Source organism: Rhodopseudomonas sp. P1 (genome assembly GCF_039642825.1).
GTDB lineage: Bacteria > Pseudomonadota > Alphaproteobacteria > Rhizobiales > Xanthobacteraceae > Rhodopseudomonas > Rhodopseudomonas palustris_H.
The window spans coordinates 3,665,073-3,691,647 of record NZ_CP088006.1 but is presented as its reverse complement, the minus strand read 5'-3'; the positions used below and the strand labels follow the sequence as shown (position 1 = coordinate 3,691,647).

The following is a 26,575-nucleotide window of genomic DNA, read 5'->3' as shown; positions in this document are numbered from 1 at the left end:
GATGTCGGACAGCAATGAGATCGGCTTCGCGATAGTGGGACTTTCTGGTCGCTTTCCAGGCGCACCCGACGTTCAGAAGTTTTGGCAGAACATCAAAGCGGGACGCACGAGCGTTTCGCGTTTCTCGCCTGAAGAGCTGGAGGACTCCTTCGCGGCTCATGAGCGTGCCGATCCCGATTTTGTTGCCGCCAAGCCGGTTCTCGACGACGTCGATCTGTTCGACAGCGATTACTTCGGGATGTCGCCGCGTGAAGCGGATTTGACCGATCCGCAGCAGCGGATCTTCCTCGAGATCTGCTCCGAGGCGTTGGACGATGCAGGGTACGACCCGGAGCGTTATCAGGGGGCGGTTGGCGTCTTCGCCGGCGCCTCGCTGAACACCTATTTCTTGCGGCACGTCTGCCCCGATCGCACCGCCCTCGAGCGGTTCACGTCGCAGTTTCAGGTGGGCTCGTATTCGGAGCTCCTCGGCACGCTCAATGACTTCGTTGCGACGCGGGTCGCCTACAAGCTCAATCTCAAAGGACCGGCAGTTTCTGTCCAGAGTGCCTGTTCGACCTCGCTTCTTGCCGTCGCGCAAGCGTGCGAAAGCCTCGCGGCTCTGCAGTGCGACATGGCATTGGCCGGCGGCGTCTCCGTCACGTTCCCCCAGAAACGCGGGTACATCTATCAGGACGGCGGAATTGCCTCCCGCGATGGCTCCTGCCGGCCGTTCGATGTCGATGCGGCCGGGACCGTGTTCGGCTCCGGCGCGGGCGTGGTGGCCATCAAACGGCTGGCGGATGCCGTCGCTGATCGCGACGCGATCTACGCGGTGATCAGAGGTTACGGCATCAACAATGATGGCGCGGCCAAGGTTGGCTTCACGGCTCCCAGCGTCGGCGGGCAGGCAGAGTGCATCGCGGCCGCGCTGGCGATGGCCGGATTCGACGCGGAATCGATTGGTTACGTCGAGTGTCACGGCACCGGCACGCCGCTGGGTGATCCGATCGAGATCGAGGGGCTGTCGCAAGCGTTCGCTGAAGCTTCCACCGGTGCGATCGAAGACCGCAACTGCACCCTGGGATCGGTGAAGGCGAATGTCGGTCACCTGGATGCCGCGGCGGGCGTGACAGGGCTGATCAAAACCGCCTTGATGCTTCACCACGGCATTGTGCCGCCTCAGGCAAATTTCTCCGAGCCGAACCCACACCTGGACCTCGCGAAGCGGGGATTCCGGGTGGCGACGGAGTTGCAGGACTGGCCTCGGGGAGATGCGCCGCGCCGCGCCGGAGTCAGTGCCTTCGGGGTCGGAGGCACCAATGTGCATCTGTGCCTGGAGGAGTCACCACCGACTGCAGCGGAGAACTCGCTGCCGGTCGAGAGTGCGGTGGTTCTCCGGCTGTCTGCCCGGTCCCCCACTGCATTGGAGGCGATGCGGCTCAGGCTGGCCGATCATCTCGAGGCGGCAGTGCAGCGTGGCGAGCGCATTGGCTTGAACGAACTCGCCCACACTCTGGCCGCAGGACGGCGAACGTTCGATCGGCGCTGGGCGGTCGCGGTCAATTCCGTGGAGGGAGCGGTTCAGTCGTTGCGGGAAGTCCGCTCCGACCCCCGACCTTCATCGCTTCGACCCGGCGCGGTGTTCATGTTTCCCGGCCAGGGCGCTCAGTACCCGGGGATGGGGCGTTGGCTCTTCGAGTCCGATCGCGAATTCCGCGCTGATGTCGAGCTCGGGGCGGCGATCGTCAAGGAACACCTCGGCGTCGATATCCTCGCCGTGCTGTTCGACGATCGTGATGTCGACGATCATGCCATCCGATCGACGACGTTGGCGCAGCCGGCGCTCTTCCTCATCGAATATGCTCTGGCACAGCGTCTGCTCCGGTCCGGTATCGAGCCGAAAGCGATGATCGGCCACAGCCTCGGCGAGTTGGTCGCGGCGGCGCTGGCGGGCGTGATGTCGTATCAGGATGCGCTCAAGCTTGTGGTGCATCGCGGACGGATCATGCAGGCCCAGGCGCCCGGCGCCATGCTCAGCGTGCGGTTGGCGGCAAGCGAGCTGTCGGCGCACCTGCCAGTCGGGGTCGAGATTGCGTCCGACAATTCGCCCCGTCTCAGTGTCGCCAGCGGTCCTTTTGAAGCTGTGGAAGAACTCGAGCGCCGGTTGGAGAGTGCGGAGATTCCCCATCGACGTCTCCACACGTCACACGCCTTCCATTCAGCAATGATGGATCCGGTGGCAGTCGAGCTCGAGAAGGTTGCGGCCGGGATTGCACTCCGACCACCGAAGCGTCGGCTGATCTCGACCGTCACTGGAACTTGGATGACCGCGGCGGAGGCCACGTCACCGGCCTATTGGGCCCGTCAATGCCGCGAGCCTGTCAACTTCCGTGCCGCGCTTACCACGCTGATCGATACGATATCCGAGCGGGCGGATTGTCTGCTGGTGGAGGTCGGTCCCGGTCGAACGCTGTCGACATTTGCAGGGGCCTCATCATCCGCATCGAAGGTCCGGGCGATCGTCACGACCGCACCGGACTATGCGGAGCGAAACGACGAAGAGCTCACCTTCGCTCAAGCGCTCGGAGATCTGTGGGCGCACGGCGCGAGGCTGAAATCCGATGTCCGTCCAGCCGCGGGTGCCGCACGCCTGCGATTGCCAAGCTATCCGTTCGAGCGCACGCGCCATTGGATCGCGCGCCCTGCTTCGGCCGGCCCTGAGATGACCATGCCAGTCGCATCGGCCCGAGGAGACGCGTTCCCTCAGACCGTGCCTCCGCAGGAGGTGCGTAGCGAGCAGGATGGTCTGCGTAGCGTTTCGATGGAGAGTAAGATGTCGGGTGATGAGGTCTCGAAGGCGCTGATCAAGGCGCTTGCGGCTATACTGTCGGATGTCTCGGGACGACCTCTTTCGGATCAGGACGCGGCGACTTCCTTCATCTCGCTTGGGTTCGATTCCTTGCTGCTCGGTCAGGTCGCGCAGCGCGTCAACAAGTCGTTTGGGGTGAAGATCACGTTCCGGCAGTTGATGCGAGATCTCAACTCGCTGGACGCCCTGGCTGCGATGTTGAAGGCCTCGGCACCGGCCGACAAATTGCCCCAGGCCGAACGAGCTGCCTTGAAGCCCCAGGTGGCGATGGTCGAGCGGCCGGCAGAGACTGCGTTGTCGAAAGACCCGCCAGCGCCGGTGATGGCGGGCGCCACGGGAGTCGAGGCGTTGCTTCGCGAGCAACTGCACTCGATGGAACGGATTTTTGCCGCTCAGCTTGCGGCGGTCGGCAAAGACCAGGGTGTCGCTGCCGAATTGCCTGTTGCGGCGGTCCCGGCCAATAGCAGCGCAGGGAGCGCGCCTGAGACTACCCTTGTGATGCCCGACACGGGTGAGGAAGGGGGCGGCCGGTTCAAGATGTATCGCCCCGGTGCCGCCGATGGCGATCTCGCACTTGCACCGGAGCAGCGCTCTTACATCGAGAATCTTGTCCGGCGCTATAACGACCGCACGCCTGGATCGAAGTCACGTGCTCAGGCGTCGCGCAGAGTTCTTGCCGATCCCCGGACCGCGAGCGGCTTCAATGCGCAGTGGAAGGAGATGGTTTACCCGATCGTGTGCAAGCGATCGAAGGGAGCGTCGATCTGGGATGTCGACGGCAACGAGTACATTGATCTGGTGAATGGCTACGGCCAGACGATGTTCGGCCATGTCCCGCCATTCGTCGCCGCCGCGTTGCACGCACAGTTGGAAGACGGATTCGCGATCGGACCGCAGACCGAACTGGCCGGGGAAGTCGCGGCGCGAATTAGCGCCATGACCGGCAATGAGCGGGTCGCCTTCTGCAACACCGGTTCCGAAGCTGTTATGGCCGCCATCCGGGTGGCGCGCGCTGTGACCGGACGACAGAAGGTCGTTGTTTTCAGTGGCGCCTATCACGGTCAGTTCGATGAGGTTCTGATCAAGTCGTGCCGCGCGGGCAGCGTCCCCGGTGCACTTCCGATCGCGTCCGGCATCCCGGCCGAAAACGTCGGACAGATGATCGTTCTGCCGTACGGCCATCCAGCAAGCCTCGAGCTTGTCAGCCAAATGGCCGACGATCTCGCCGCTGTTATCGTCGAGCCGATTCAAAGCCGGCATCCGGCTTTGCAGCCGCGAGACTTCGTGGCGTCGCTCCGAGAGCTGACCGCAAAGAGCGGGGCGGCGCTGGTGTTCGACGAGGTGGTGACCGGCTTCCGGGTCGACCCCGGTGGCATGCAGAAGGTGTTCGGTATCAAGGCTGACCTGGCGACCTATGGCAAAGTGCTGGGCGGAGGAATGCCGATCGGGGTGGTCGCAGGCCGCGCGGATTTCATGGACGCGCTGGACGGTGGCTTCTGGCAATACGGCGACGAGAGCGAGCCGGAAGTTGCGCCGACATTCTTCGCCGGAACGTTCGTTCGGCATCCGATGGTGCTCGCCGCAGCACGCGCTGTGCTCGAGCACATCGAACGGAACAAGGCCGAGATCTATGCGCCCTTGGCGCAGCGCACCGGGCAGCTTGTCGATCGGATCAATTCACACCTCGACAACTACGGACTGCCGACGCGGGCCGAGACATGTGCGAGCTGGTTCTTTGTCGATGGTTCACCTTTGGGACGGTTCGCCGGCCTGTTGTTCGCCGAGCTTCGCCTACAGGGGATCCATGTCCACGAAGGTTTCCCATGTTTTCTCACGACCGCACACGAGGCCGTTCAGTGCCAGGCGATCGACGGCGCGTTCGAACGAGCGATAGGGGCCTTCGCGGACGCCGGGCTGATCACGGGAGAAGCCAAGGGTGTCACCAGGAAGGCGGGCCGTAGTGGTGATGGTCAAGCTCAACCGCAGCCGCAGAAACTCAAAACGGTGCCCCTGACCGAGCCTCAGATGGAGGTGTTGCTCGCGGCGCAAATGGGTGATGCAGCCTCGATGGCGTTCAACGAGTCGGTCAGCATTCGCTTCGATGGGCCCGTCGTCGAGAGTGCGTTGATCAAAGCGGTCGAAGAAGTCGTCCGGCGTCACGAGGCACTTCGTAGCCGTGTCGTTGACTTCACCGGAATGCTCGAGATCAGTCCGGATTTCGTGCCCAAGGTGCCGGTCGTCAAGCTCGACGAGTCCAACGCCGATGCCGAACTGGCGCAGTGGCTTGCCAAGGATGCAAGAACACCATTTGACCTTTTCAACGGGCCGTTGGTTCGTGCCAGCGTTCTGTGTGTGGGGTCTGGCGTCCACGTGCTGGTCTTCACCGCGCATCACATCATCTGTGACGGCTGGTCGATGAACGTCCTGCTCGGTGACTTGGCCGAGATCTACAATGCTTATCGTGACGGAAGAACGCCGTCGCTGGTGCCTGCCGCGAGTTTCGCCGAACATGCTGCGGAGCGGCCGCGGCCGTCTGCGTCCACGGTTGAGTTCTGGCGAAAGCAGTTCGCGGATGTGCCGGTCGCCTCGGAGCTTCCGCTCGACCGCCCACGCCCGGAGGTCAAGAGCTTCCTCGGTGCATCGCTGCGCGAGCGGTTGGGGCAGGACCTTTGCGGCGGGGCGAGAGAGCTGGCCAAACGCCAGGGCGTAACCCTGTTCACGGTGCTGTTTGCCTCGGTGCAGACTCTGTTCGCGCGGCTTTGCGACAACGAGAGCGTTGTGTTGACCGTCCCGATGGGCGGCCAGGCACTGCTGGATCGGCAGGATCTGGTCGGGCACTGCGTGAACTTCCTGCCGGTGCCGGTCACCGCTCGGTCCGCCGTCTCTTTCTGTGAGCATCTGAAGCACGTCGACGAGAAGCTGAACGAGATCTTCGATCACCAGGACTACACGTTGGGATCGTTGGTCCGTGATCTGGACATTCCCCGTAGCATCAACCGGACGCCGCTGTCGGACATTCAGTTCAATCTTGAACGGGTCGGCTCTCGGCTGACATTCCGCGGCGCCGATACGCGCGTCGATACCAATCCAAAGGCCTTCGTCAATTTCGACATCTTCATCAACATGATCGAAACGGACGACGACATCACGATCGAGGTCGATTTCGCGACCGATCTTCTGGATCGGACGACGGTGTCGGGATGGCTCGATCAGCTCCGCAAGATCTTGGGACAAGCGCTCGAGCAGCCCCAGATCATCCTGCAGGACCTGAAGCTGCAGAAGCCAACCGTTCTTGGGACTGCAAGCGGACAGACCCACGCACTGCAAGCCTCGCGTTTCGACATTCCTCTGGTGGAGATGATCGAGCGGAACTGCTACCGTACGCCTGACGCAGTTGCGGTGGAGTACGAGACGGACGTTCTGCGCTATCGCGATCTGGAATCGAGGAGCAATCGAATTGCGGGGCTGTTGAGAGCGCTGAATCCGGCCAACGGAGCCCGGGTCGCGGTCGCGGTTCAACGGGGCCTTGATCTGCCGGTCGCATTGGTCGCGGTTGCGAAAGCTGGGCTCGCCTACGTCCCGGTCGATCCTTCGCTTCCCGTGGCTCGAATTCGGCAGATGGCTGAAGCGGCCGAGGTTGCGGCGTTCATCACGTCAGGAGCGGACTGCCCGGTTGCGGCCGAAATGGGGGTGCCGGTGATTGATCTCGTGCGAGATGCCGCACAGATCGACGCTGCCTCGTCCGCTCGTCCCGAACCGGTGCCCTCGCAGGAGGTGCTCGACTTGACCGCTTATGTGATTTTCACGTCCGGCTCGACCGGAACGCCCAAGGGCGTGGAGATCAGTCACCGCGCACTGGCCAACTTCCTCGGTTCGATGGCGGTCCGGCCGGGCTTCGGAGCCGATGATCGGATCGTCGCAGTGACCACGGTGTCGTTCGACATCGCGGTTCTCGAGCTTCTTCTGCCGCTGTATTGCGGCGGGCGGACCGTGATCTGCAGCAAGGACAGATTGCTCGAGCCCGAGAGCGTCGTGCGGTTGATTGAAACCAGCGCTGCGACGATCGTTCAGGCCACACCGACGCTTTGGCGCGTACTTCTGGAAGCTGGTTTGCAGCCATCGCGCCCGCTTCGCGCGTTGAGTGGCGGGGAGGCGCTGCCGCGCGATGTCGCCGAGAAGCTGATCGCCGCAGGCTTCGAACTGTGGAACATGTATGGGCCGACGGAGACCACGATTTGGTCGGCCTGCGGACGGATTGTCGATGCCAGCCGGCCGATCGTCATCGGCGAGCCAGTGGCTCATACTGATCTCTACATCCTGTCCGATGACGGAACGCAGGCGCCGGTCGGCACCCCTGGGGAGTTGTGTATTGGCGGACTTGGTCTTGCGAAGGGCTACGTCAACCGGCCCGATCTGACAGCCGCAGCGTTTCCCGTAATGTCTCTGCAGGATGGCGAAACGGTGCGTCTGTATCGAACCGGCGATTTGGCCACACGCTTGGCGGACGGCAGCATTCAACTGCTCGGCAGACGCGATCAGCAGGTGAAGATCCGCGGCTTCCGCATCGAGTTGGAAGAGATCGAGTCCGTGCTGCGGACCTGTCCAGAGATCGTGGACGCCGCGGTCATGGTCGAGAATGCCGGCACTGCCGACGCCGCGCTGGTGGCTGCCTTCTTGGCGAAGCCGGGCATGACGGTGAGCATCGACAGCCTGCAGCAGACGGCGCAGCTCAGCCTGCCTCACTACATGGTTCCCAACCGCTTTGTCGCGGTTGCCGAATTGCCCAAGACTGCAAACGGCAAACTGGATCGAAAGGCGCTATCGGCGGCGATCGTCAGTCCGTCGATCGTCGTCAGTTTCATCGACAAGACGGATGCGCGCGACGAGCCGGCACCGGAGGTTCTGACCAAGGTGATCTCGATCGTAGAGGCGGCGTTGAACCGAACCGGGATCAAGCCGGACGACCGGGTTTTCGCGCTCGGTGCGACCAGTCTGCACGTCTTCCGGATGGCTGCGCGGTTCTCCGAAGCGAAGCTGCCGATCCGGGCGCAAGATCTGATGACCAACCCGAGCATGAGCGATCTGGCGCGGCGGGCTTCCGTCGCGGCAAAGGCGCAGACGTCCGACAAGAAGACGCCATCGCTCGCAGAGTTTCGGCGTTCCTCGAGCCGCGTGAGGACAACATGAAGACGCAGGTCCCCTCCGCAGTCGGACAAGAGACGGGGATTGAACCGGTCCGCTGCACCAGCATTCAAGAGCGGTTTCTCGAACTGCAGAGACGCAATCCAGGCTCTTCGCTGGCCAATATCGCGATGCGCTGGCAGATGAAGGGAGCAGTGCGCGACCAGACGCTCCAGAAGGCGCTGGACTTTCTCGCCGATCGACACGAGGCGCTCCGGACGAGATTTGAACGCTCGGCCGACGGCTACTCGCAGATTGTCGTCGACACGTCGCCGAAACTATCGCTGATCGATCTGTCGCAGCTATCGAGCGAGCGCTACCAGGCGGAGGCGGAGCGGCTTGCGTCATTGGAGGCGAGGGCGGCGTTCGATCCTGTGGTCGCGCCAGCCTGGCGAACGACCGTACTTCGGCGCTCGCCGAACGAAGCGATCCTGCTGCTAACGATCCATCACGCCATCGCAGATCTCTGGTCGGTCGGACTGATCGCGCACGAATTTGCCCGGGTGGTCGATGCACTGGAGCGCGGTCAAAGGCCAGACTGCCGCGAGTTGAACCTTCAGTACGTGGACTATGCGCAGTGGCAGTCGGCGTTACTGGCGAGCGACGGCCTGACCGAGGAGCGGCAATACTGGCGTGGCAAGCTGTCGGGGCTGTCACCTTTGGACATCAAACCGACCAGGCAGCCCGTGCTTGATGCCGGCCGCAACGGCGAAATTAGGAGCCGTGTTCTTCCGCGGCCGTTGACGGATGCGCTGCAATCGCTGGCGCGGCGTGAAGGTTTCACGATGTACGGGCTGACGTGTGCGGCCTTGACGCGGGCGCTGGGCCGCAAGCTGGAGGCGGACGAGATCGTCATCGGAACGCAGGTCGCCAACCGCGACGATCCGTTGCTGTTCGATGTGGTCGGCCCCGTGGTCAACACTGTGGTCCTGAGGCTCGGGATCGAGGCGGGGAGCGATCCGCTCACGCACGCGCGCCGCATCAGGGACGAGGTCTCGCAGGCACTGGCGAACAAGGCGCTGCCTTTCGCCGAGATCGCCGCCGGCATCGAAATGTCGGATCGGAAAGATCTGCCGCTCGGCTACGCCATCAACTTTGCCGCCGGCAATGTCGAGACCGGCCAGGCCGGCGTGATCCGGCACGGCGACTTCGAACTGGTGTCGCTGCCGTCGGCGACGACGGGCTGCCTCTACGAATTCAGTTTCTTCTTGGTGGAGCGGCAGGAGGGGTGGCGGATCTCCTGCGAGTACAACACCGATCATCACGTCGCTGCCGCTGCCGATGCGCTGCTGAAAGCGTGGTCGGAGGAGATGGAGGCCCAAGTCGCTCCGATCGAGAGCGACCTGAAGAGCGTTGCGCCCGCTTTGAAGGGTGATCAGCCGGCCGGTGATGTCGTTGCGCCTCTCGCGCTTTCGCTCGAACGCAGGCTGCCGAACCGCCGTCCTGCGCGGCCCTATTTCCAGCCGTGCGTGCTGCAATCCGAAGGCAAGCTGCCGCCGATCTTCGCGTTGAGCAATCGGTCCTTGTACTATCCGCTGGTAGAACGGGTGGCGGCGGGGCGCCCGTTTGTCGACTTGCAATGGGCGGACGACGCCGAGTTGCCGCCGCTCGATCAGGACAGCATTTGCAGGATCGCGGCCGACGCGGTTCGGCAGATCCGGGCACACGATCCCGTTGGCCCGTACTATTTGATCAGCCTCTGCCTGATGGGCAACGTCGCGCTCGAAGTTGCGCAGCAACTGAAGAGCCTCAATGGCGAAGTGTCGGTGATCTTTCTGCTGGACACGGTCGCGCCCGGCTATGTGGAATCGATGAGCCGGTTCGACCGTTTGCTGAGGCGGGTCCAACTGACTGACAGGATCATCCCCGATCTGCTCGCACGGATTCGGAAAGTCCGGTCCGGGGACATGAGCCTTGCAGCCGCGATGTCGCAGTACTCGATCATCAGGAACAATCCACTCGTTCGATTGATCGGCCGCGGCGGTGATGCGCCTCGTCCGAGAGCCACCAATGAGGATTTCCTCAATCACGGCCTGATGGATTATCTGCTCGACGCCAGGGCCTTGTATCCCTGGAACCCGTATGACGGCGAAGTCGTGCTGTTCCGTAGCGCGAAATCGCGTGTCGGACGGTTGTTCGAGCGCGGCCTGGGATGGGACAAGGTCGTGAATGGGCAGCTGCGGATCTTCGACGTTCCCGGTGCACACGACGACATGACCCGCGAACCAGCGGTCGCGACAATTGCCGAATACATGAGCTGGATGATCGATCGGCGGGAGGGCCGCTGGTCCGCGAAGCGCTCGGTGGGCTGAGGACCGATGTCGTCGGCAAGCAACGATCGCGACGTGCCTGCCGGAGGCTCCCGCCGGGGGCCCGGCTGAACGATGCGCCGCGGTGCCGTCGTGCTTCTCATCGCTCTGGTAGGGTTGGTATCGGCAGCGCTGGTCGGAGGCTCGCTATGGGCCGAACGTCACGCCTCGAAGCTCGTCAGGCCAACCGATCAGGCGCGTGCCGGAGAAGTCGTCTTGATGGATTCCACCCGTGACACCGGGATTGCTGTCCGCATCTGGAGGCCGAACAATCCGGTGCCGCGTCCTGCGGTGAAGGCGGGCGCTTCTGATCGGGGGCTGCCGCTGGTGATCTATGTTCCGTCCTGGGGCGGCGGCCGGTCCGAGAACGATGTGTTGCTCTCCACGATCGCCAGCGCGGGCTTCATCGTCGTCGCCATGGACGACATCAGCCACGATCCGCCGGATCCCGCGACGGACGCTGCCGACGAGACGGTTCGGTTGGCGCCGTTCAGCATGCAAACCGCGCAGGACTACGCGAGCTTCCCCGCCACCAGTGAGCGCCGCACCCGGCTGGGATATGACAAGCTTCAGCGGGTGTTGGCTGCGCTCCGCACCGGACAAGCGTCGACGATGCTCGAGGGCGTCGATTTCTCGCGGATCGCGGTGGTCGGCTATTCGTTCGGCGGGGCCGTCGCGGCGAGGTCGCTCGCGCTGGATCGGAGCTTGGCGGCTGGCGTCGATCTCGACGGCTGGGTGATCCACACCCCTGCAGCCGCTGGCCTGAAACGACCGTTTCTGGCGGTGTACGCGTCGCTGCCATCTGCCGAACGGACGTGGTCGCATCGGCCGAACTACGAGACCAAGATCGGATGGGAGGATTTCGGCTGTCTGCTGGCGCTGGCCCGCTCGTCAGGCTCGGACGTGTTCATGGTCGACGGCGCGAGGCACGCGGACTTCTCAGATCAGCTCTATGCCGAAGGTCGCTGGCGCGATTGGCGGCCGTGGGCCCCCAGACGTATTGCGCCCGAGCGGATGCATGCGATCATCGATACGCTCCTGGTGCAGTTTCTTGTCGGGCATCTGATCCAGCGTGGAAGCCCGCCCAGGATCACTTTTGCAGAGGTCAGATCGGTGACGGAGATCGAAAGCCTCATCCCGAGCGGGCCGCGGCCGGGCGCCAGTTTGGCCAACTAGATCAGGCACTGCAAGATGAGCGAACCGGTTGAGATCTGGGAGATCTGCTTCGACGAAGCCGGGGAGGTGGATTGGCAACTCCTGGATCCGCGCGAGACCGCTGCGGCTGATGCGTTCATCCATGCTGACGACCGTTACCGCTACGGTGTGATCCACAGCGCGTTGCGGCTACGGCTTTCCGAACTGCTCGGCATGGCTGCGGAGGCCGTTCCGATCGTCGTGGGAGCCCACGGCCGGCCGTTTGTCGCGGGCCGCGCCGCCGAGATCGATTTCAACCTCTCGCACAGCCGGCGGACAGGGCTGATCGCGATCTCCAAGGCTGGGACCGTCGGAGTCGACGTCGAGGATCGTGACGTCGCCGCGGACTATTCGGAAATGATTGATACGATCTTCGAGCAGCACGAGGCCGCTTGCCTGCATCGCTTGGAAAGATCGGTCCGCAATGACCTCTTTCTGCGTGGATGGACCCGCAAGGAAGCGGTGGCGAAGGCGGTGGGAACGGGCTTTCTGCTGGACCCCAAGCTGTTCCAGGTGCCGCTGGACGATAGCGGCAGTTGGACCGTTTCGGTGCGCAGCCCATTGAGTCGCCGGCTCGCGCTGATCGATCTGAGCTCGGATGCCAGGGCGGCCGCTGTTGCCGGCGTGGCGCTGCCGGCTCGCCCCCGCGTCCGCAAATTCCGCTTCGAGCGGACCCTCCGGGCGCGTGCGGCCGCCACCCGATAGGCCTCTAGCTCCTCCAGACCGTGGCAGGGCGGTGCGGTAGCTGATAGCCGCTGGAGGCCTGCTTACCGGCGGTCGGGGCTTAGTCAGGCGGCAAATCCCGCCCAATCTGTCCTTTTCTGACGCGAAGGAGCCGATAGTCGTCATCGATTTGCAAGCTCACGTTAACCTTTGACGCTCATTGTCACGATATTAGGCGGAGGGGGGCAATGAAGAGCTCTGGAATTTCATTCTCCGAAGTTCCCGAATCGGCCTTCGGACGTACGGACGACGATGCCGGCCCGCCATCGGGCCCGCTGGCCGAGCTCCAGTATTCGTCTCCTTGGCCCTGGGTGGCCGCGATCTTCATCAGCTCTGGACTGTGGGCCGGTATCGGCTGGCTGATCTTCGCCTGATCTCCGCTAGGTGAAATCCGGGCCCGATCTGTGCTGCTGCGTCATGAGCGCCGGCATGGCTTGATGGCATCATTCGACATCGAGAGCTGAGTCGCTCTGCAGGCCGAGGTCGGCGGGCCGGCCTCTTACGATTTCGAAAGGAACCGCGTCCGATACTGAGTGGATCGAGGGGGAGCACCGATGCGGACCATCCGGATACTATCAGTCGCCACCGTTCTGATCGCCGCCTATCAGCCGGCTTGGGCCAGCGAGGCCTATGTGAGCCAGCCCACGGGCGGCAAGACGCAGCAGGCGCCGACCGGATCAGCACGAACCACGGCAGTCCCCGTGACGATCGAAAGCGCGGCGCGCTTGATGAAGGCGGCTGCCAAGATGCCTGATCCTGGCACAGCGAACGTGTCGATGATCGCTCAGTCGGGTACTCTGAACTCGGCGCTTCTGGCGCAGGTGGGCGGGGGAATGCCTCGTACATCATCCAACAGGGCTCCCAGAACAGCGCCATCGTCAGCCAGCGCCGGTAGCCGAGACGGTATGCGGTTCGGCCGGGTGTGTACCACCGGCCGAAGCCTTCGCCATTTGCGGCTGGCGGTGCTAATGACGGGGACCGAGAGAATCGTCCGGGGGGCGGACGATCTCCCATCGCAGGGGAGCAGCAGATGTCCTATCCGGCAATGCTATTGGCGGTGATGAGCGTCGGTGGTCTCGTTTGGGAAAGCGGCGCGGTCAAGTCGTCTGCGGCCGATCGGACCGGGACCTTCCGGGTCGCCAACGAGGTATATGTCCAGCAGCCCCACGGCATGCTTCCGCCGCTTGCGGCCCGCGCCGGAGAAGCCCCCAAGCTCTCACCGGAAAGCGGGTTGGTCGCTCCGAAAACCGCCCCCGGCGGCTTGAAGCCCGACGCGCCGAAAAAGAAGGGCTCGCCCGAACTGAGCGGTGGATCGCCGGTGCCGGCCGGCAGCAATGGCCAGGTGTCCTGCGATCCGAGCAACGCGTCGTCGCAGGCCTGCTACAGCGCCACCCAGCAAGCCAGACCGCCGACGCGCTGAGAGATCGTCTCCCGAGCGCCGTCGTCGCCCTACAGGGCGGGGCGCACAAGCAAAGATCGTAATTACTGTCCGAGGGAAGAGATCGGCGCGCACGGCGCCCGATGCTACCGTCCGTTCGCCACGTCAGCTTCGCACAGAGCGGCTGTCGACCCGCCAGGGGAATTCTTCAAACGATGAGCGACGTCGGGACTGTGAGATACCAGTCCCGGATCACATCGCGGCCGCGGCGACCGGAACAGCCGCCTTCCGTTGCAACTCGAGCTCGCGCATGAAGGCAGTGCCGGCTGCCGGATCCTTGAAGTTCCAGAGCTCCTTCTTCACGCCCTCGAAGATCAACGAATAGACAGCGAGCTGGATGCCCTCCCGCACCGCCAGGGTGGTCGGGGAGTTCTTGGTGAAGCCCACATCGGCCTGCAGCAGGCTGTCGATCGCCACATACTTGAAGCCGGTGCCGCTGACGTTGACGGAGTAGATGATCTTCGTCGTCGTGACGGCGGCGAGAACACGGCCGGTCTGGACGCTCACCGCGCGCAGCGACACCGTGACGATATCCTGCCGATACTGCATGTTGCCACCGAGGCCGAGGTAGTTCGCGCCGATGCCGCCGGTGGTCTCGTTGGTGTCGTATCCGACGATGCCGCCTTCGAGCAGCACGCCGGCGAATCGCAGCGGCGGCAGGCTCTGAGCCTTGTCGCCCTGCAGCGCCGAGCGCGTATTCTGAATGATCTGACGCTCCTGCAGCAGCGGCTGCAGGTCGGCGCGTTCTGCCACGTCGAACCACTGTCCGCCGCCCGCGGTCAGCAGCACGTCGGTGAGAATCGAGCTGCCGCCTTGGGTGACGGCGCGCGAGAATTCCGCGAAGTTGTCGTTCGACTTGTTCTGACCGGTGAGGTCCGGGAAGTTGTAGACGGCGACGTCGAGCTTCTTGGTCGGAGGAGGAAGCTGCTCCAGCACGACACCGGTCTTGGTCGGCGCCACCATGGTCGCCTGCGGAGTCACCGGGTCCTTATCAGTCCCGGTGATAGCGCATCCGCCTAAGGAAACAGCTAGCAAGACACACGCCAATGATCCGGCTCTGCTATCCATCGCAGCCGCCCCCCGTTTAAATAACTTAAGAATGACCAAGCACCATTGATGCTCGGTTACGGGCTGGTCGAAGCTGTGGTCGGCGTACCGCCGATCACGATCACGGACGAACCGCTGCCGACATTGCTGAGCGCCGAGCTCAAGCCGGAGAGGTCTGGCGTGTTGTTGCTGCCGGACTTGGTGCCCATGCCCTGAGCCTGGGCGGTGCTGAGAAGGAAGTTGCCGTTGAGCGGATTGCCGTTGAAGGTCGGGCTGACGGGCCGATAGATCTGTTCGGTCGCGAAGCTGGGCGCTGTGAGAATCACCAACGCGGCAGCGGCTAGCAGAAACTTCGACTTCATCCTACCCTCCTATAAGCTACAAACAATTCTTCTCAACGTCTGATCGGCAGGCCTCCGATCACCAATGCGCCGTTCGGTAATCGTCCGACGAGGAGGTTCAGCGGCGCTGCACCATTTCCCTGCAGGACGCCGACCGACGTTCCTGATGTACCAAGTAACACAAGATTGGATTGAAGGTTGTTGCCAGCCTGCAACACGCCGACTGCATTGTTGTGTCCACCGATGATGCCGACGTTGGAGACGTTACCAAAGCCGCTCTGGGCCTGGAAAACTGTGTTGTACGAGCCGATTTGCAGGGTGCTCGCGTAGTTTCCGCCAGTCATTCTCGGCGCGGCCATCTCCGGCAGCGACGTTTTTTGTCGATTACCGTTAGCGAAATTCGACGCGGTGCCGTTGCTGAGCGAAGAGGGCGCTAATCCGATCACGGGCGTGCCGCCATTGCCGGTAGCCTGCGAAATATAGGCAGTTTCGGCCCGCGCGATCGTTGCGTGTCCAAGGCCCGCGGCTGCGACGGCCAGCGCGGCCACCATCGAGGAGAACCGCGATTTCATCGTGAAGCACATGATACGCTCCCTTGATTGGATCTTATCGTTAGTTCGGCCCGAAGTTCGGTCTCTGGCGATCGATCGACGATGAGGCTGGTCAGGATCTCGTCTGCTGGGCCGGTGAGTTCGAAAGTCCCGCTCTGGGCGTTTTGGCTCACGCCGCTTGTCGATTGTTTGAAGACGTTCAGCTGATATTCGCCGGCCGCGGCCTTCGTCGCATGAAGAATCGCGTCGATCCTCAGCAGATTTCCGTCCGGCGTATTTCTGATCTCGCAGTCGAGTCCCATTGTCTTGCTCGCGTTGGCGTCGGGCGACCAGGCCGAAATCAGCAGCAGGCCCGCACTGCATCGGGCGAGGTGACTGAAATTTCGTGGTGCGACAAACATCGAAGTAACGACTCTGGATGCGTGTGAATTGGTTTGAACTAATTGCCCTGCGTGACGTGGAATTCGAAGGTGATCGTCGCGTTCGTCGGAATGTTTGCGGTCTGATCGACCGTTCGGCGCCGCTTATCGCCGAGGTGGCGATAGTTAAACGAGGTTTAATTGCCTCCACAAGAGTGGACTGCGAGTTGAATTAATTTGTCATCGGCCGGTTGGCTATCTCGGCCAGGGAATCAAAAAAGTCACGATTTTTCGGTGTTTTTTGCACTGCTTTTGCCGGAATTCCGGCCGTGTTGACATATGAGTCAACGCCGACGAGACGGCGGTTCCGCGCCATGTTGACCTGTATGTCAACGCCTCTGCCGTCAGCCGACAGTTAGTGTCTCGAATCCTCAAAAACCGACGTGTTAGCTGGCTGTTAGTTGGTGAGCCGCTTCGCGGTTAGGTTGACAGTTAAAGTAAACAACCGGTTTACGGTTGTCCGAATAGTTAAGTTGGAGTTAAATCGATTTTGAGGGCGGCGATGGTCGTCGACCCCGCTTCGGATAACAGGGAATAAAAACATGCGTATGCTGACAACGCTGGCCGTTCTGTTGGCCACGACGTCGCTTGCTTCCGCCGCCAGCAACGAATCGTTCATCGTGCAGGCTGGCTCGACCAACCACGCGATCGCCGGTCAGACCGGTGGTAACAACAAGCAGGGCACCGTTCAGGTGGGTCGCGGCAACTCGGCGCTGACCGCGCAGAGCGCAGCTTCGTCGAAGCCCAACGAGTCGGGCGTGCTGCAGATCGGCGCGCAGAACGGCGCCGTCGCGCTGCAGACCGGTGGCAACAACAAGCAGGGCACCGTGCAGGGCGGCGTGCGCAACTTCGCCGTCACCTCGCAGAAGGGCCGCCAGAGCGCTGCCAACCCGAACGACTCGACGACCGCCCAGTTCGGTGCGTTCAACGGCTCGATCGTCAATCAGAAGGACGGCAACAACAAGCAGACCACGCTGCAGGTCGGCGGCAGCAACTTCGCGGCGACCTCGCAGGATAACGCCGGCGCCAACAAGAACACCTCCTCGACCACCCAGCTCGGCGCCTTCAACAGCGCGCTGGTCGGCCAGACCGGCGGCAACAACAACCAGACCACGCTGAGCGTCGGCGTTGGCAACTTCGCTGCCACCAGCCAGGCCGGCGCCGCCGGCCGCACCAACGAGTCGTCCACCCTGCAGTTCGGCAGCTTCAACCGGTCGTTCGCCGGTCAGGCCGGCGGCGGCAACGATCAGGGCACGCTGCAGTTCGGCTACGGCAACCTGTCGGCGACCGGCCAGAACGCCAACGCGCAGGGCGCCACCAACTCGGCGCTGACCACGCAGGTCGGCATCGGAAACAAGGCGATCACTCTGCAGAGCACGAAGGGCTCGCCGAGCTTCGCGGCGAATGACGGCTCGGTCTCAGGCTCCGTCACGACTACTAAGGCGTACTGGGATCTCGGCGGTCTGCATCAGCCGGGCACCACCAGCTACGGCCCGTACTCTTGGCCGTACACTGCGCCGGCCGTTTCGGGCGGCACCAATGCAGCGACGACCTTGCAGGTGGGTAAGGGCAACTCTGCTCTTACGGTGCAGAACTCGGAAGGTACCCGTGCTCCGTTCTCGGTCGCCGTCTCGGATACGGTGAAGGTTGGAGTCGAGAATAAGAAGTTCTTGGGCGTTAACTATCCGGATCTCACTAAGCCGGTGTACGGTACCGTCAGCGCGACCGCTAACCTTCCCCAGGCGATCGCTCTGAACGGCGTCAACAACAATGCCGCGACCGTCCAGGTGGGCAAGAAGAACGCCGCGCTCACGCTGCAGGACGGCGTCAACATCGCGAAGGTGTCGAACGACTCGCTCGTCGCGCAGTTCGGCGAAAAGAACGGCTCGCTGGTCAGCCAGCAGAACGGCCTGAATGGCCAGGCGACCATCCAGCTCGGTGACCGCAACAACGCCGTCACCCTGCAGAAGAACGCCCCGGTGTCCGGCACGGTCAACGCCGCGGCGACCATCCAGGCCGGCTCGAAGAACCGCGCCTTCACCAACCAGGTCGCCAATCCGCTCAATGTCGGCGCCAACGGATCGCTGATCGCCCAGTTCGGCAACAGCAATACCGCGGTCGCCGCCCAGAGCACCGGCCTGCAGCCGATGATCGGCGCGCTCAACACGCAGGCGACCGTCCAGGTCGGCACCGGCAACTACGCCGTGACCGCTCAGAACAGCGCGACCGTGACCAACACCTCGGTGACGGCGCAGTTCGGCTCGCACAACGTTGCGTTCACCTCGCAGCACTAAGGTGCCTTCGGACGGCGGGACCTCGGTCCCGCCGTCCTTTCTTCAGGCGGCCGATTACCGTGGCCGCATCTGCCGTCGTCAAGATTCTGCAGGTTTCACTCAGGAAGTGGCCTTTAGGGCCCGCGAAATCCTTAATAGACCGGTCCGGTATCTTGTTCCGTTGAACCGTTGTGCGGCCAAAACATACTAAATCTTAGGGCCTGGGGGCCCGCTGCTTGGTGGGATGGATATTCGGCAACACTCCGCCTGTATTCATTCAGCAAGCCAACAAAAAAGGGCTGTCAACCTGTCCGCTTTGGTGCACAATAAACACTACTTGCAAGTGATAGGACGGCGCTTTGTATTGAGGATCGCGGCTGGGTAGGAGGTTCCGCAGTGACGTCTTATCATTTTGATATCGGCGGTCGTGCGCAGAAGGCAGGACGATTTATTGCCCGCGTACGCGACGAATTGCTCAAGGTTCTTTCGGAAAAGAAGAGGGACGGCCTGACCCAACAGGCACTCGCCAAACGCCTCGGGGTCAATCGTTCCGTGATCAATCGCCAGCTCTCCGGCGAGAGCAATCTCACCTTACGCAGCCTCGCTGACCTGGCCTGGGCCATGGACATGGAGCTGTCGTTCGAGCTCCGCCAGCCCGAGCGCCATCCCGGACAGAACGAGCCGGTGACGACCTCGACGCTCAGCTACGGACAGATCAAAGTCGTTAATATCCGCTCCGTGAAAAACGACTGCATCCCGGACCAGCGCGCGCGCAACTCGAATTATCAGAGTTTCTCCGGCGCCGCAGAGTAGGGGCGTCATGGCGTTCCCGGACGCGGGGCGGTCGTTGTCAGGATTTCCTGATCGGCCCCGACCGCGTGACAATCCGATCATGTTGCGGTCGTCAGGTCAGATCATTTGATCTTCGCCGAAGCATTGGATGGTGAGCGGCCGCTGTGCCGCAAACCGCGTGTTCGGTCTCTCGCAGTATCGACCGTGCCGCAGATCGTTGCGCGATGTTTCTGATCATTCCAGCGCTAAGGCCAATCTCTGGTCCGCAGTGAAGTCCTCGGACATCCGATCGCGCCAATCTCGATCGCCACCCAACCACGCGACTTTCAAAGTGAGCTCGACGCTTGAGACAGGCGCTGCTTGTTGGGAGCACTTTCGAGGTGTCGCCACGATTCAGTGAGAGACAGAACAGCTCTGGAATTGAGGGCTGGGCGTGCGATGCGCGGCCTGCGGTCGGATCTTCATCAGCGAAGTCCGGTGCGAACGGGGAGGGAATCCGTCAATGCGACCGGTTGCGGCTTAAGTCTGCGCCGGAGTCTTGCTCACGGCTGGCTCGAGCTCGGCAGATTCGTCGACCGCGGCAGCGGCGATCGACGGGAGATCTCAGTTGATGGCGGCTGGTCCGTGCTCGAGGGCGACCTGCGGCGCTGCTTGCGACGAGACGGCGAGCGATCCGAGATGTAGTTCAGTGGGGCTGTCGTTAATGACGGCGCGCACGTGGATCATGCCCGGCGATTTGATTTCGCACGGTGAAAAAATCAGACTTGCCGCCACCACGATGTAGGGCATCATCGGCTGATCTTTCGGCAGGCTGGTGAGAAGATTTATCTGGTCCTGCAGCGCAGGCACTTCGATGGTCTCCTCGGCGATCGGCCTGTCTTCTCCCGGCAGATAGCATCGGACCCGCAGAGATTTGTACGGCTGGTCGGCGGGCGAGAAGACGTTGAAGTGCACACACAGCTTGGGCAGCGACAGCGGAAACTCGTTGGTCACGAACATCGCCGAGTTGTAGCACCCGATAAAGCTGAGTTTTCCGCCGGCCTCGGTCCGAATGTCGTCGCAGAAGATGCAATAACCATATCGTTCCATTTGAGCTCGCTTGAATAAAAGGGTGTCAGAAAAGCATTCGGGCCAAAAGGCCGCCTTGAGCCAGTTATCTCAGTTGGCGCGCACGGTCCGATCGAGCATTCTGGCGCATGTCGGCCGAACATCCCGATCAAAAGATCGACCGTGCGCAGTGTCGGATCGATCCCAACGGACATCCTTCACTGCGGTTCGAGAGCGATCCGGGCCCGACAGAATTAATTTCCGCGCTGCGCACTTTGCGGGGGCGGATAGCGACGAGTCCGCCCTGTCGAATAGGCCAGCTAATTGCCCGGACGGCGCCGCCACGATGTGTTCGCGCGCCGTCGAGGCCCCGGAAACAGCAACGCGTATAGAGGTAGCAAAGCGCGTAGTGACTGTTGAATAGCCGCCATCTTCACATTGAAATGACGTCATCGGGTGAACTCCCTGTGACACACAGGGTAGCACCTATACCCAATTCTCGTCGAATTCGGCGGACTGATGTACGGTAACCTTTATATAAATTGTGATCTTTTACGTGATCGGTCCAATCGCCGAAAACGGCCACGAAACAATCCTTGCGCAAGAACCACCCGAAGATGCGCACATCGGGGGTCTTCAACTCCCACACGGCACTTTGCTCGACGCGTATCATCCTGAATTGACGGACATAAACCAAAGGCCGTCCGGAAATATAGGCGTAGAACAGCGCGTCGACTTGTTCGGCAGGGGTCGCTTCGCCAAGCCGTTGCTCCGGCTCCGCCCCCCCCAGCAAGTTCTCCAGCCATTCGATGAAATTCGGGGTGCCATACAGCAGCCGAGCCGGCTGCGCGCCCGCTCCGAGATCCACCTCGATCCGTCGTATCGCCCCTTGCCGCAGCAGATCCTCGATCGTCACGTGTCCCCGCGCGCTCCCCTTACGATCAGACTCTGTTGCTCCGTAGCGCCCGCCAGACTGCCGCAGGCTGCTACCGAGCTGCCGGAGTCCCCACCGGCAGTCTGACCAGATTCCCCTGCAATTTCGGTCACCTCGTGGCCGAATTTTGCAATTCACGCTTTCGTCCAGCGCCCCGTCGATCGACGCAAATCGTCCAACAACACCAGCGACAGCTCAAGATAGACTGCAGCTGGTGGTTGTGTGAGTGCTTTCTGCGCCTCATTCACAGCGAGCGTTTGCCGGTCATTGCCCTACCGATTTTCAACTCCCGGAGCGCTCGCTGGGCGTCGAGATCATTGTGCGAGGTTAACTCCGGCGAGGGCAGGGCGCGCGCGCCGCGATCCACATTGGAGAAGGCATAACGTTAATAAATACCTTCGGGATTGGCTAAGAATCTCAGCACTTCATCATGGGTTAAGTGCGTGCATGATCGCCATCAGACGGCGGACAAACGGCTCAACAAACCCGTGGCTGAGGTAGGCGTTTGGTCTCTCCTTCGGCTTGCCGAGGTCCGCCTGAACGATCCGAGGAGCGCGCCGACCGGGCCGTAGTTCTCGGCCGATGCGTCGATCTGCAGCGGGTGTGGCGCGGCAATCTCGACGATGGCGTTGACCGTCGCACCTCGTTTCCGACGAAATCGATCACGAGCGCGCCCCGATCTGGAGAGACGGCGGATGACCTGCCGCCGTTTGTGAGCGAGGGCCGAGGTCGGTATCAGTTCGGAGATTGCCCCACATTCTGATAGACAGTTGATCTGCCACTTGCTTGGAAAGGCGGCATGGTCCCGGGGCTCACCAAATTACGTGTCGCGATCGGTTCGTCGACGGCGATCGGCCTGCGTGCGCTCGCGAAATTGCCCTATGGCCCGCAGCTCATTCGCGCCGCGGCGAGCCGCCCCACAATCGAACGCTGGTTGCGGGCGCTATTGTGCGTCTATCAGCCGTTTCCTGACATCGACACGGCGACCCGATATATCCGGAGGTTCATTCCGGCCGGTCACGAGCACTCCGATGTGGTGAGCCAGCTCAAGCAGTTCGCCGACGTCACCCGAGAGAGCGACTATCCGGTTCTGTTCTATCTGTCCGGCTACGCGCCGAGCCTGTCGACGGTGTTCGATCTCGGCGGCGGGATCGGGAATCTGTTCTATCCCTACGACCGCGAATTGCGGTTGCCTGGGACGCTGCGCTGGATGGTGCACGATCTTCCCGACAAGGAAGAGATCGTGCTGCAGTTCGCCAAATCGCGCAACGAACCGCGGATCGGGTTTTCGCGCCGGATGGAGGATGCCTCGGGGGTCGATCTCTTTATTGTCTCCGGGGCGCTGCATTATTTCGAAGACGAACTGGCGGTGATCCTCGGCCGGCTTCCCCAATTGCCGCGGCTGGCGGTCGTCAACCGGACGCCGTTCTCTCAGGCGGATCCGATCGTGACGACGCAGGTGGGCGACGGCTATGTGCACGCCTGCAAGCTCCACAGCCTGGCGGGCACGATCGCGGGCATGGAAGCCATTGGATATCGGTTTGTTGCGAAATGGCCGGTCCACGAGCGGGCAAGCCGGGTGCCGCTGCGGCCGGACTTGAACGATACGTACTGGGGCCTGTTTTTCGTGCTCGACGCCGACGGCCGGCATACGGCAGCTTCCCGATAATTCGTCGTGTCTACCGGCCTGGGTCCGCTGGTCCTCGATTGTCGATCGCGTATCGCGTGCGACGTCCGTGACGTCTTGGTGACCGTCGAGCGATTCGACGCAGTAGGTATCTGTGCTGAATAATTAGTCGGGGCCATCGACGCGTTGATATATATGTCAACGCGCTCCGTCGAAATAACTGATGATACCGCTCAGCCTTCGAGCGACGTGCTCTTTTACCAGCTTTTTCCCGGCTCAGTTAACCGTTGACTAATCAGTTTGTTGCCGGCCGCCTCCAAAAGGTGTTCGATCCTCACCTCTGGGCGTGGGCGGTGAACAGCCCGCATCTGGTTCATAGAGGGGTGAGCCATGCTCCAACGATTGCTTTATTTCATTGCCGGCGTCGACCGGGAGCTGATCGCCCGCTGTCCGCCAACCGATCGAATTTGGGCGATGCAGATCGGCTTCTCGCTCTGCCTGTCGTTCCTGGTGGTGTTTGGCGTTTCGTACTACGCCCTCGGCTATATCGTTGGCTCGACCGCGCTGCGATCCTCCATTGCGGTCGTGATCGCGCTCACCGTGATGATGTTCGACCGCGCGCTGTTTCAGTCGGACTGGTTCGTGCAAGGCGCGTTCTGGCTGGACGACGATCAGTCGAAAAAGGTCGGGGAGGGGTTGAGGCGTTCGGTTTGGCAGTTCGTCCGCATCACGGCGCGTCTTGCCATCTCGCTTGGACTGGCCTGGGTCATCGCTCTGTTTCTCGAGCTCGCGCTATTCTCGGACGCCATCTCCCAGAAGATCGATCGGGATCGGGTCGCGGGCAATCGTCCGATCTACGAGCAGATCGACAAATATGCGTCGGGGCTGGATCGCGAGATCGCGGAAAGTCGCGCCCAGCTGACCGCCATTGAGCAGCATCAGCGGGAGCTGTTGGCGCAGGCGCCGGTTCCCTCCGATAGTCCAGCCGCTGCGGATCCCGAGGCCGACCGCGAATTGAAGGCGCTGGCTGAACGCGAAGCCACCGTCCGCGGTGAGGTCAGGGAGCTGGAAGCGACAATCAGGGATCAGTCCCTCGATATGAGCGCGGAGCAGTTCGGTGAGAAGCTTCGCCCGACCAATAGCGGACGGGCCGGCGCCGGACGGCGCTATGAACTCGCCAAGAAGCAGAAGGAGGCGGCCGAGACTCTGCTGCAGTCGCGGCAGGCGGAGCTGTCCGACATCGTCGCGCGGCGCGAGCGCGTGAAGAACGACGCGGCCGCGCGGCTGGCGGCGGACATCGCGCAACGCGACGATCAGAAGCAGGACTTTGCCGCAAAACGCGTAGCGATCCAGAAGCAGGTCGACACCGCGCGCGCCAACCTGCAGCTGCTGGAAAGCCAGCGCGAAGCCAAGGTTCAGCGTTATCGCGACCGCACGCTGGAAGGCTCGTTCGTCCAGCAGAGGAAGGACAGTAATGATCCGCTGGTGCGGCTGACCGCCTATCAGGCCTTGAAGAGCGATCCGCAGGAAGGCCAGGCGATTACGCTGTTCTCGTGGATGATCCGGCTGTTCGTGGTGTTTCTCGAAATCGTGCCGGTGGTCACCAAGATCTTCTTCTCACCGCCGAGCATGTACGCAATCAACGTCCAGTCCCAGCTGAAGTCTGCGCGGGTGGCTGCACGGTCGATGACGTGGAAACTGGCTGAGGACGAGCCGGAGCGCGAGCGGCCGATCCCGGAAGCTGTCGCGCCGGTCGAGCCAGCTCATGCCGACGACCGGGTGACCCCGATATTCCCGAGGTTCGAGCCGCCGGAGACGGTCCGCGCGCCATCGAATCCGACCGCAAGACGGCGATGGGGACTGCCGGTACGGAAAGCGAAGGAAGAGTATCCGGCGCCGACCAACGACCAGGCGATCGTCGCGACGATCCCGGTGCCTGCCGAGACCAGCGACAAGACCGAGGCTCAGCTGGCGGATGAGGTTTCGGGTGCGCCATTGGCCGCGGTGGAACGCGAGCCCTTGGTTGAGGAAGCCGTCCCCGCAAGCCAGCCCGAGGAGGCCGAGCGCGTGGTGGTCGTGTACAACGGCGGCGGCATGCGTGATGTCGGCCCCGGCTCGCACGCCCCGGCAGAGTCCGAACTCGCGACGCCGCGCCGTGCCTGACAGAGACGATGAGAGTTACGCCATGGGCTGAATCTTTCGATCTGTGCGAGGCCGCATCTTCGGGTTGAGCGTGATGCGATCTCTCCAATAGATCCGGGATAGAGGCTTGTGGCGTTCCTGGACCTGCGGCGGTGGGGGCCGCGAGGTGGACGTGTTCGGTCATCCCGGGGGAGGCGTGTTGACTCGACAATTCGTTGCAACCACAAAGAGATCGTAATCAGAGTTGGGTGTCTTCGATGAACGCTGTCGGGAAGTCTGCGAACGATCCTCGGTGTGTCCCCTTGATCATGTGCGGCGGCGCCGGGACGCGGCTATGGCCGGCCTCGCGTGAGGTGCGGCCGAAGCAGTTTCTGCCGCTGTTCGGGCCGCGCTCGACGTTCCAGGAGACGCTGCTGCGGGTGTCGGACCCGACGCTGTTCGGCCGGCCGATCATCATCACCAACACTGCCTACCGCTTCATGGTGCGCGACCAGCTCGCGGAGATCGGAATCGAGGCCGACGTCCTGCTCGAGCCGGCGCGGCGGGACTCCGGTCCCGCGATCGTGGCGGGTGCAGTGTTCGCCGAGCAGCGTGAGCCGGGCGCAATCGTGCTGGCGCTGGCGGCCGATCACGTGGTGCGGGACAAGGACGCGTTCATCGCCGCCTGCCGTGATGGTCTGGCCGGCGTCGCCGAGGGCCGGATCGTGACCTTCGGGGTGAAGCCGGAGCGTCCCGCGACCGAGTACGGCTACATTTCTCCCGGCGACGCGATTGTCGGCAAGGTCCGCAACGTCGCCAAGTTCGTCGAGAAGCCGGACCTCGCCACCGCCGAAGGCTATGTCGCGGCGGGTTATCTGTGGAACAGCGGCAACTTCATGTTCCCGGCGGCGGCCCTGCTCGAAGAGTACAATGCGGTCGATCCCGACAGCGTGGCCACCATCACCGAGGCGGTGACGACGGCCGGCCGCGACCTGGGATTCGTGACGCTGCCGGAAGCGTCGTTCGGCAAAGCCAAGCCGATCTCGATCGATTACGCCGTGATGGAGAAGACCAAGCGCGCCGCCGTGGTGCCGGTCGACTGCGGCTGGTCGGACGTCGGATCCTGGCGCGCGGTGTGGGAGCTCACCGCCAAGGACGGCGGCGGCAATGCCGCGCAAGGCCCCGCGGTGTTCGAAGATTCCCGCAACTGTCACGTGTCCAGCGACCACACGCTGGTCGCGCTCGAAGGCGTTGACGATCTCGTGGTGGTCGCGACCCAGGACGCGGTGCTGGTGTCGCGGCAGAAGGACGGCAATGGACTGAAGCGGCTGGTCGCCAAGGTCAAGACGGTCGCGCCGGAGGTCACCGACCACCACGCCCAGGTCCATCGCCCGTGGGGCTCCTACCGTTCGCTGGATTCCGGTGACCGGCATCAGGTCAAGCGTATTATCGTCAAGCCCGGCGAGCGGCTGTCGCTGCAGAAGCATCACCACCGCTCCGAGCACTGGATCGTGGTGCGCGGCACCGCGCAGGTGACGGTCGACGAACTGATCAAGATCATCCACGAGAACGAGTCGATCTACATCCCGATCGGGGCCACCCACCGGCTGGAGAACCCGGGCAAGATCACGCTTGAGCTGATCGAAGTGCAGACCGGCAGCTATCTGGGCGAAGACGACATCATCCGTTTCGACGACGACTATCGTCGGTCGTAAGACGATCGCCGT

The 26,575-nt window shown here is 62.6% G+C and carries 18 protein-coding genes; 12 read left to right on the top strand and 6 right to left on the bottom strand.

The genetic code is table 11. The features are described from left to right. Position 1 precedes the first annotated feature (1 nt). From LRC39_RS17080 to LRC39_RS17055, 7 genes are all read left to right on the top strand, one after another. Positions 2-8,038, top strand: coding sequence for a non-ribosomal peptide synthetase/type I polyketide synthase (locus tag LRC39_RS17080; RefSeq protein WP_346295040.1), 8,037 nt, complete (start codon positions 2-4; stop codon positions 8,036-8,038). After that, positions 8,035-10,344 carry a condensation domain-containing protein gene (locus LRC39_RS17075; protein ID WP_346295039.1) on the top strand — a complete coding sequence of 770 codons (2,310 nt, stop codon included), beginning with the start codon at positions 8,035-8,037 and terminating at the stop codon, positions 10,342-10,344. Before LRC39_RS17080 ends, LRC39_RS17075 begins: the two co-directional genes overlap by 4 nt. A 72-nt stretch (positions 10,345-10,416) precedes the next feature. Further along, positions 10,417-11,517 carry a dienelactone hydrolase family protein gene (locus LRC39_RS17070; protein WP_346295038.1) on the top strand — a complete coding sequence of 367 codons (1,101 nt, stop codon included), beginning with the start codon at positions 10,417-10,419 and terminating at the stop codon, positions 11,515-11,517. 15 nt (positions 11,518-11,532) lie between these two features. After that, positions 11,533-12,240, top strand: coding sequence for a 4'-phosphopantetheinyl transferase family protein (locus LRC39_RS17065; RefSeq protein ID WP_346295037.1), 708 nt, complete (start codon positions 11,533-11,535; stop codon positions 12,238-12,240). 206 nt (positions 12,241-12,446) lie between these two features. After that, positions 12,447-12,632, top strand: a complete 186-nt coding sequence (locus LRC39_RS17060; protein ID WP_107345135.1) for a hypothetical protein — start codon at positions 12,447-12,449, stop codon at positions 12,630-12,632. A gap of 470 nt (positions 12,633-13,102) precedes the next feature. Further along, positions 13,103-13,153 (top strand): hypothetical protein, encoded by a 51-nt coding sequence (locus tag LRC39_RS24595; protein ID WP_430624947.1) that lies wholly within the window; start codon positions 13,103-13,105, stop codon positions 13,151-13,153. A gap of 135 nt (positions 13,154-13,288) precedes the next feature. Then, a complete protein-coding gene (locus LRC39_RS17055) occupies positions 13,289-13,678 on the top strand; it encodes a hypothetical protein (RefSeq protein ID WP_346295036.1) in 390 nt (129 codons plus the stop codon). A gap of 210 nt (positions 13,679-13,888) precedes the next feature. On the opposite strand, the gene LRC39_RS17050 is transcribed toward LRC39_RS17055, so the two are convergent. Genes LRC39_RS17050 through csgH form a run of 4 tightly spaced genes read right to left on the bottom strand, consistent with a single transcriptional unit; the run spans position 13,889 to position 16,036 of the window. After that, on the bottom strand, positions 13,889-14,764 hold the full coding sequence (locus LRC39_RS17050; RefSeq protein ID WP_413776019.1) for a CsgG/HfaB family protein: 876 nt from the start codon (positions 14,762-14,764) through the stop codon (positions 13,889-13,891). A 56-nt stretch (positions 14,765-14,820) separates the two neighbouring features. Beyond that, complete coding sequence (locus tag LRC39_RS17045; protein WP_264052708.1) at positions 14,821-15,105, bottom strand: curli assembly protein CsgF; 285 nt, start codon at positions 15,103-15,105, stop codon at positions 14,821-14,823. Positions 15,106-15,137: 32 nt separating this feature from the next. Then, positions 15,138-15,668 (bottom strand): hypothetical protein, encoded by a 531-nt coding sequence (locus LRC39_RS17040; RefSeq protein WP_346295035.1) that lies wholly within the window; start codon positions 15,666-15,668, stop codon positions 15,138-15,140. Further along, the gene (gene csgH, locus LRC39_RS17035) at positions 15,653-16,036 is read right to left on the bottom strand and encodes a curli-like amyloid fiber formation chaperone CsgH (RefSeq protein WP_346295034.1); all 384 of its coding nucleotides are present in this window, start codon (positions 16,034-16,036) and stop codon (positions 15,653-15,655) included. The genes LRC39_RS17040 and csgH overlap by 16 nt, the downstream gene beginning before the upstream one ends. A gap of 560 nt (positions 16,037-16,596) precedes the next feature. On the opposite strand from csgH, the gene LRC39_RS17030 reads away from it, so the two are divergent. Together LRC39_RS17030 and LRC39_RS17025 are read left to right on the top strand one after the other, a co-directional pair. Next, entirely contained in the window at positions 16,597-18,348 is a 1,752-nt protein-coding gene (locus tag LRC39_RS17030; RefSeq protein WP_346295033.1) for a curlin, read from the top strand. A gap of 375 nt (positions 18,349-18,723) precedes the next feature. Continuing rightward, positions 18,724-19,140 carry a helix-turn-helix domain-containing protein gene (locus LRC39_RS17025; RefSeq protein ID WP_107345128.1) on the top strand — a complete coding sequence of 139 codons (417 nt, stop codon included), beginning with the start codon at positions 18,724-18,726 and terminating at the stop codon, positions 19,138-19,140. A 582-nt stretch (positions 19,141-19,722) separates the two neighbouring features. Here LRC39_RS17025 and LRC39_RS17020 read toward each other — a convergent pair. Beyond that, positions 19,723-20,208: a hypothetical protein gene (locus tag LRC39_RS17020; protein ID WP_107345127.1), complete on the bottom strand. Its 486-nt coding sequence runs from the start codon at positions 20,206-20,208 to the stop codon at positions 19,723-19,725. A 391-nt stretch (positions 20,209-20,599) separates the two neighbouring features. Beyond that, positions 20,600-21,082: a hypothetical protein gene (locus LRC39_RS17015; RefSeq protein WP_107345126.1), complete on the bottom strand. Its 483-nt coding sequence runs from the start codon at positions 21,080-21,082 to the stop codon at positions 20,600-20,602. Positions 21,083-21,899: 817 nt separating this feature from the next. Between LRC39_RS17015 and LRC39_RS17010 the strand changes: the two genes are divergently transcribed. From LRC39_RS17010 to LRC39_RS17000, 3 genes are all read left to right on the top strand, one after another. Beyond that, a complete protein-coding gene (locus LRC39_RS17010) occupies positions 21,900-22,769 on the top strand; it encodes a TIGR04325 family methyltransferase (RefSeq protein WP_346295032.1) in 870 nt (289 codons plus the stop codon). 348 nt (positions 22,770-23,117) lie between these two features. Further along, the gene (locus tag LRC39_RS17005) at positions 23,118-24,890 is read left to right on the top strand and encodes a DUF4407 domain-containing protein (RefSeq protein WP_346295031.1); all 1,773 of its coding nucleotides are present in this window, start codon (positions 23,118-23,120) and stop codon (positions 24,888-24,890) included. 236 nt (positions 24,891-25,126) lie between these two features. Next, a complete protein-coding gene (locus LRC39_RS17000) occupies positions 25,127-26,563 on the top strand; it encodes a mannose-1-phosphate guanylyltransferase/mannose-6-phosphate isomerase (RefSeq protein WP_346295030.1) in 1,437 nt (478 codons plus the stop codon). Positions 26,564-26,575 lie beyond the last annotated feature (12 nt).

Excerpts from the sequence above, each read along its gene's own strand:
- LRC39_RS17045 (WP_264052708.1), bottom strand. The coding sequence starts at position 15,105 with ATGAAGTCGAAGTTTCTGCTAGCCGCTGCCGCGTTGGTGATTCTCACA.
- LRC39_RS17070 (WP_346295038.1), top strand. The coding sequence starts at position 10,417 with ATGCGCCGCGGTGCCGTCGTGCTTCTCATCGCTCTGGTAGGGTTGGTA.
- LRC39_RS17075 (WP_346295039.1), top strand. The coding sequence starts at position 8,035 with ATGAAGACGCAGGTCCCCTCCGCAGTCGGACAAGAGACGGGGATTGAA.
- LRC39_RS17000 (WP_346295030.1), top strand. The coding sequence starts at position 25,127 with ATGAACGCTGTCGGGAAGTCTGCGAACGATCCTCGGTGTGTCCCCTTG.
- LRC39_RS17060 (WP_107345135.1), top strand. The coding sequence starts at position 12,447 with ATGAAGAGCTCTGGAATTTCATTCTCCGAAGTTCCCGAATCGGCCTTC.
- LRC39_RS17065 (WP_346295037.1), top strand. The coding sequence starts at position 11,533 with ATGAGCGAACCGGTTGAGATCTGGGAGATCTGCTTCGACGAAGCCGGG.
- LRC39_RS17005 (WP_346295031.1), top strand. The coding sequence starts at position 23,118 with ATGCTCCAACGATTGCTTTATTTCATTGCCGGCGTCGACCGGGAGCTG.
- LRC39_RS17080 (WP_346295040.1), top strand. The coding sequence starts at position 2 with ATGTCGGACAGCAATGAGATCGGCTTCGCGATAGTGGGACTTTCTGGT.
- LRC39_RS17050 (WP_413776019.1), bottom strand. The coding sequence starts at position 14,764 with ATGGATAGCAGAGCCGGATCATTGGCGTGTGTCTTGCTAGCTGTTTCC.
- LRC39_RS17030 (WP_346295033.1), top strand. The coding sequence starts at position 16,597 with ATGCGTATGCTGACAACGCTGGCCGTTCTGTTGGCCACGACGTCGCTT.
- LRC39_RS17020 (WP_107345127.1), bottom strand. The coding sequence starts at position 20,208 with ATGGAACGATATGGTTATTGCATCTTCTGCGACGACATTCGGACCGAG.
- LRC39_RS17010 (WP_346295032.1), top strand. The coding sequence starts at position 21,900 with ATGGTCCCGGGGCTCACCAAATTACGTGTCGCGATCGGTTCGTCGACG.
- csgH (WP_346295034.1), bottom strand. The coding sequence starts at position 16,036 with ATGTTTGTCGCACCACGAAATTTCAGTCACCTCGCCCGATGCAGTGCG.
- LRC39_RS17040 (WP_346295035.1), bottom strand. The coding sequence starts at position 15,668 with ATGTGCTTCACGATGAAATCGCGGTTCTCCTCGATGGTGGCCGCGCTG.
- LRC39_RS17055 (WP_346295036.1), top strand. The coding sequence starts at position 13,289 with ATGTCCTATCCGGCAATGCTATTGGCGGTGATGAGCGTCGGTGGTCTC.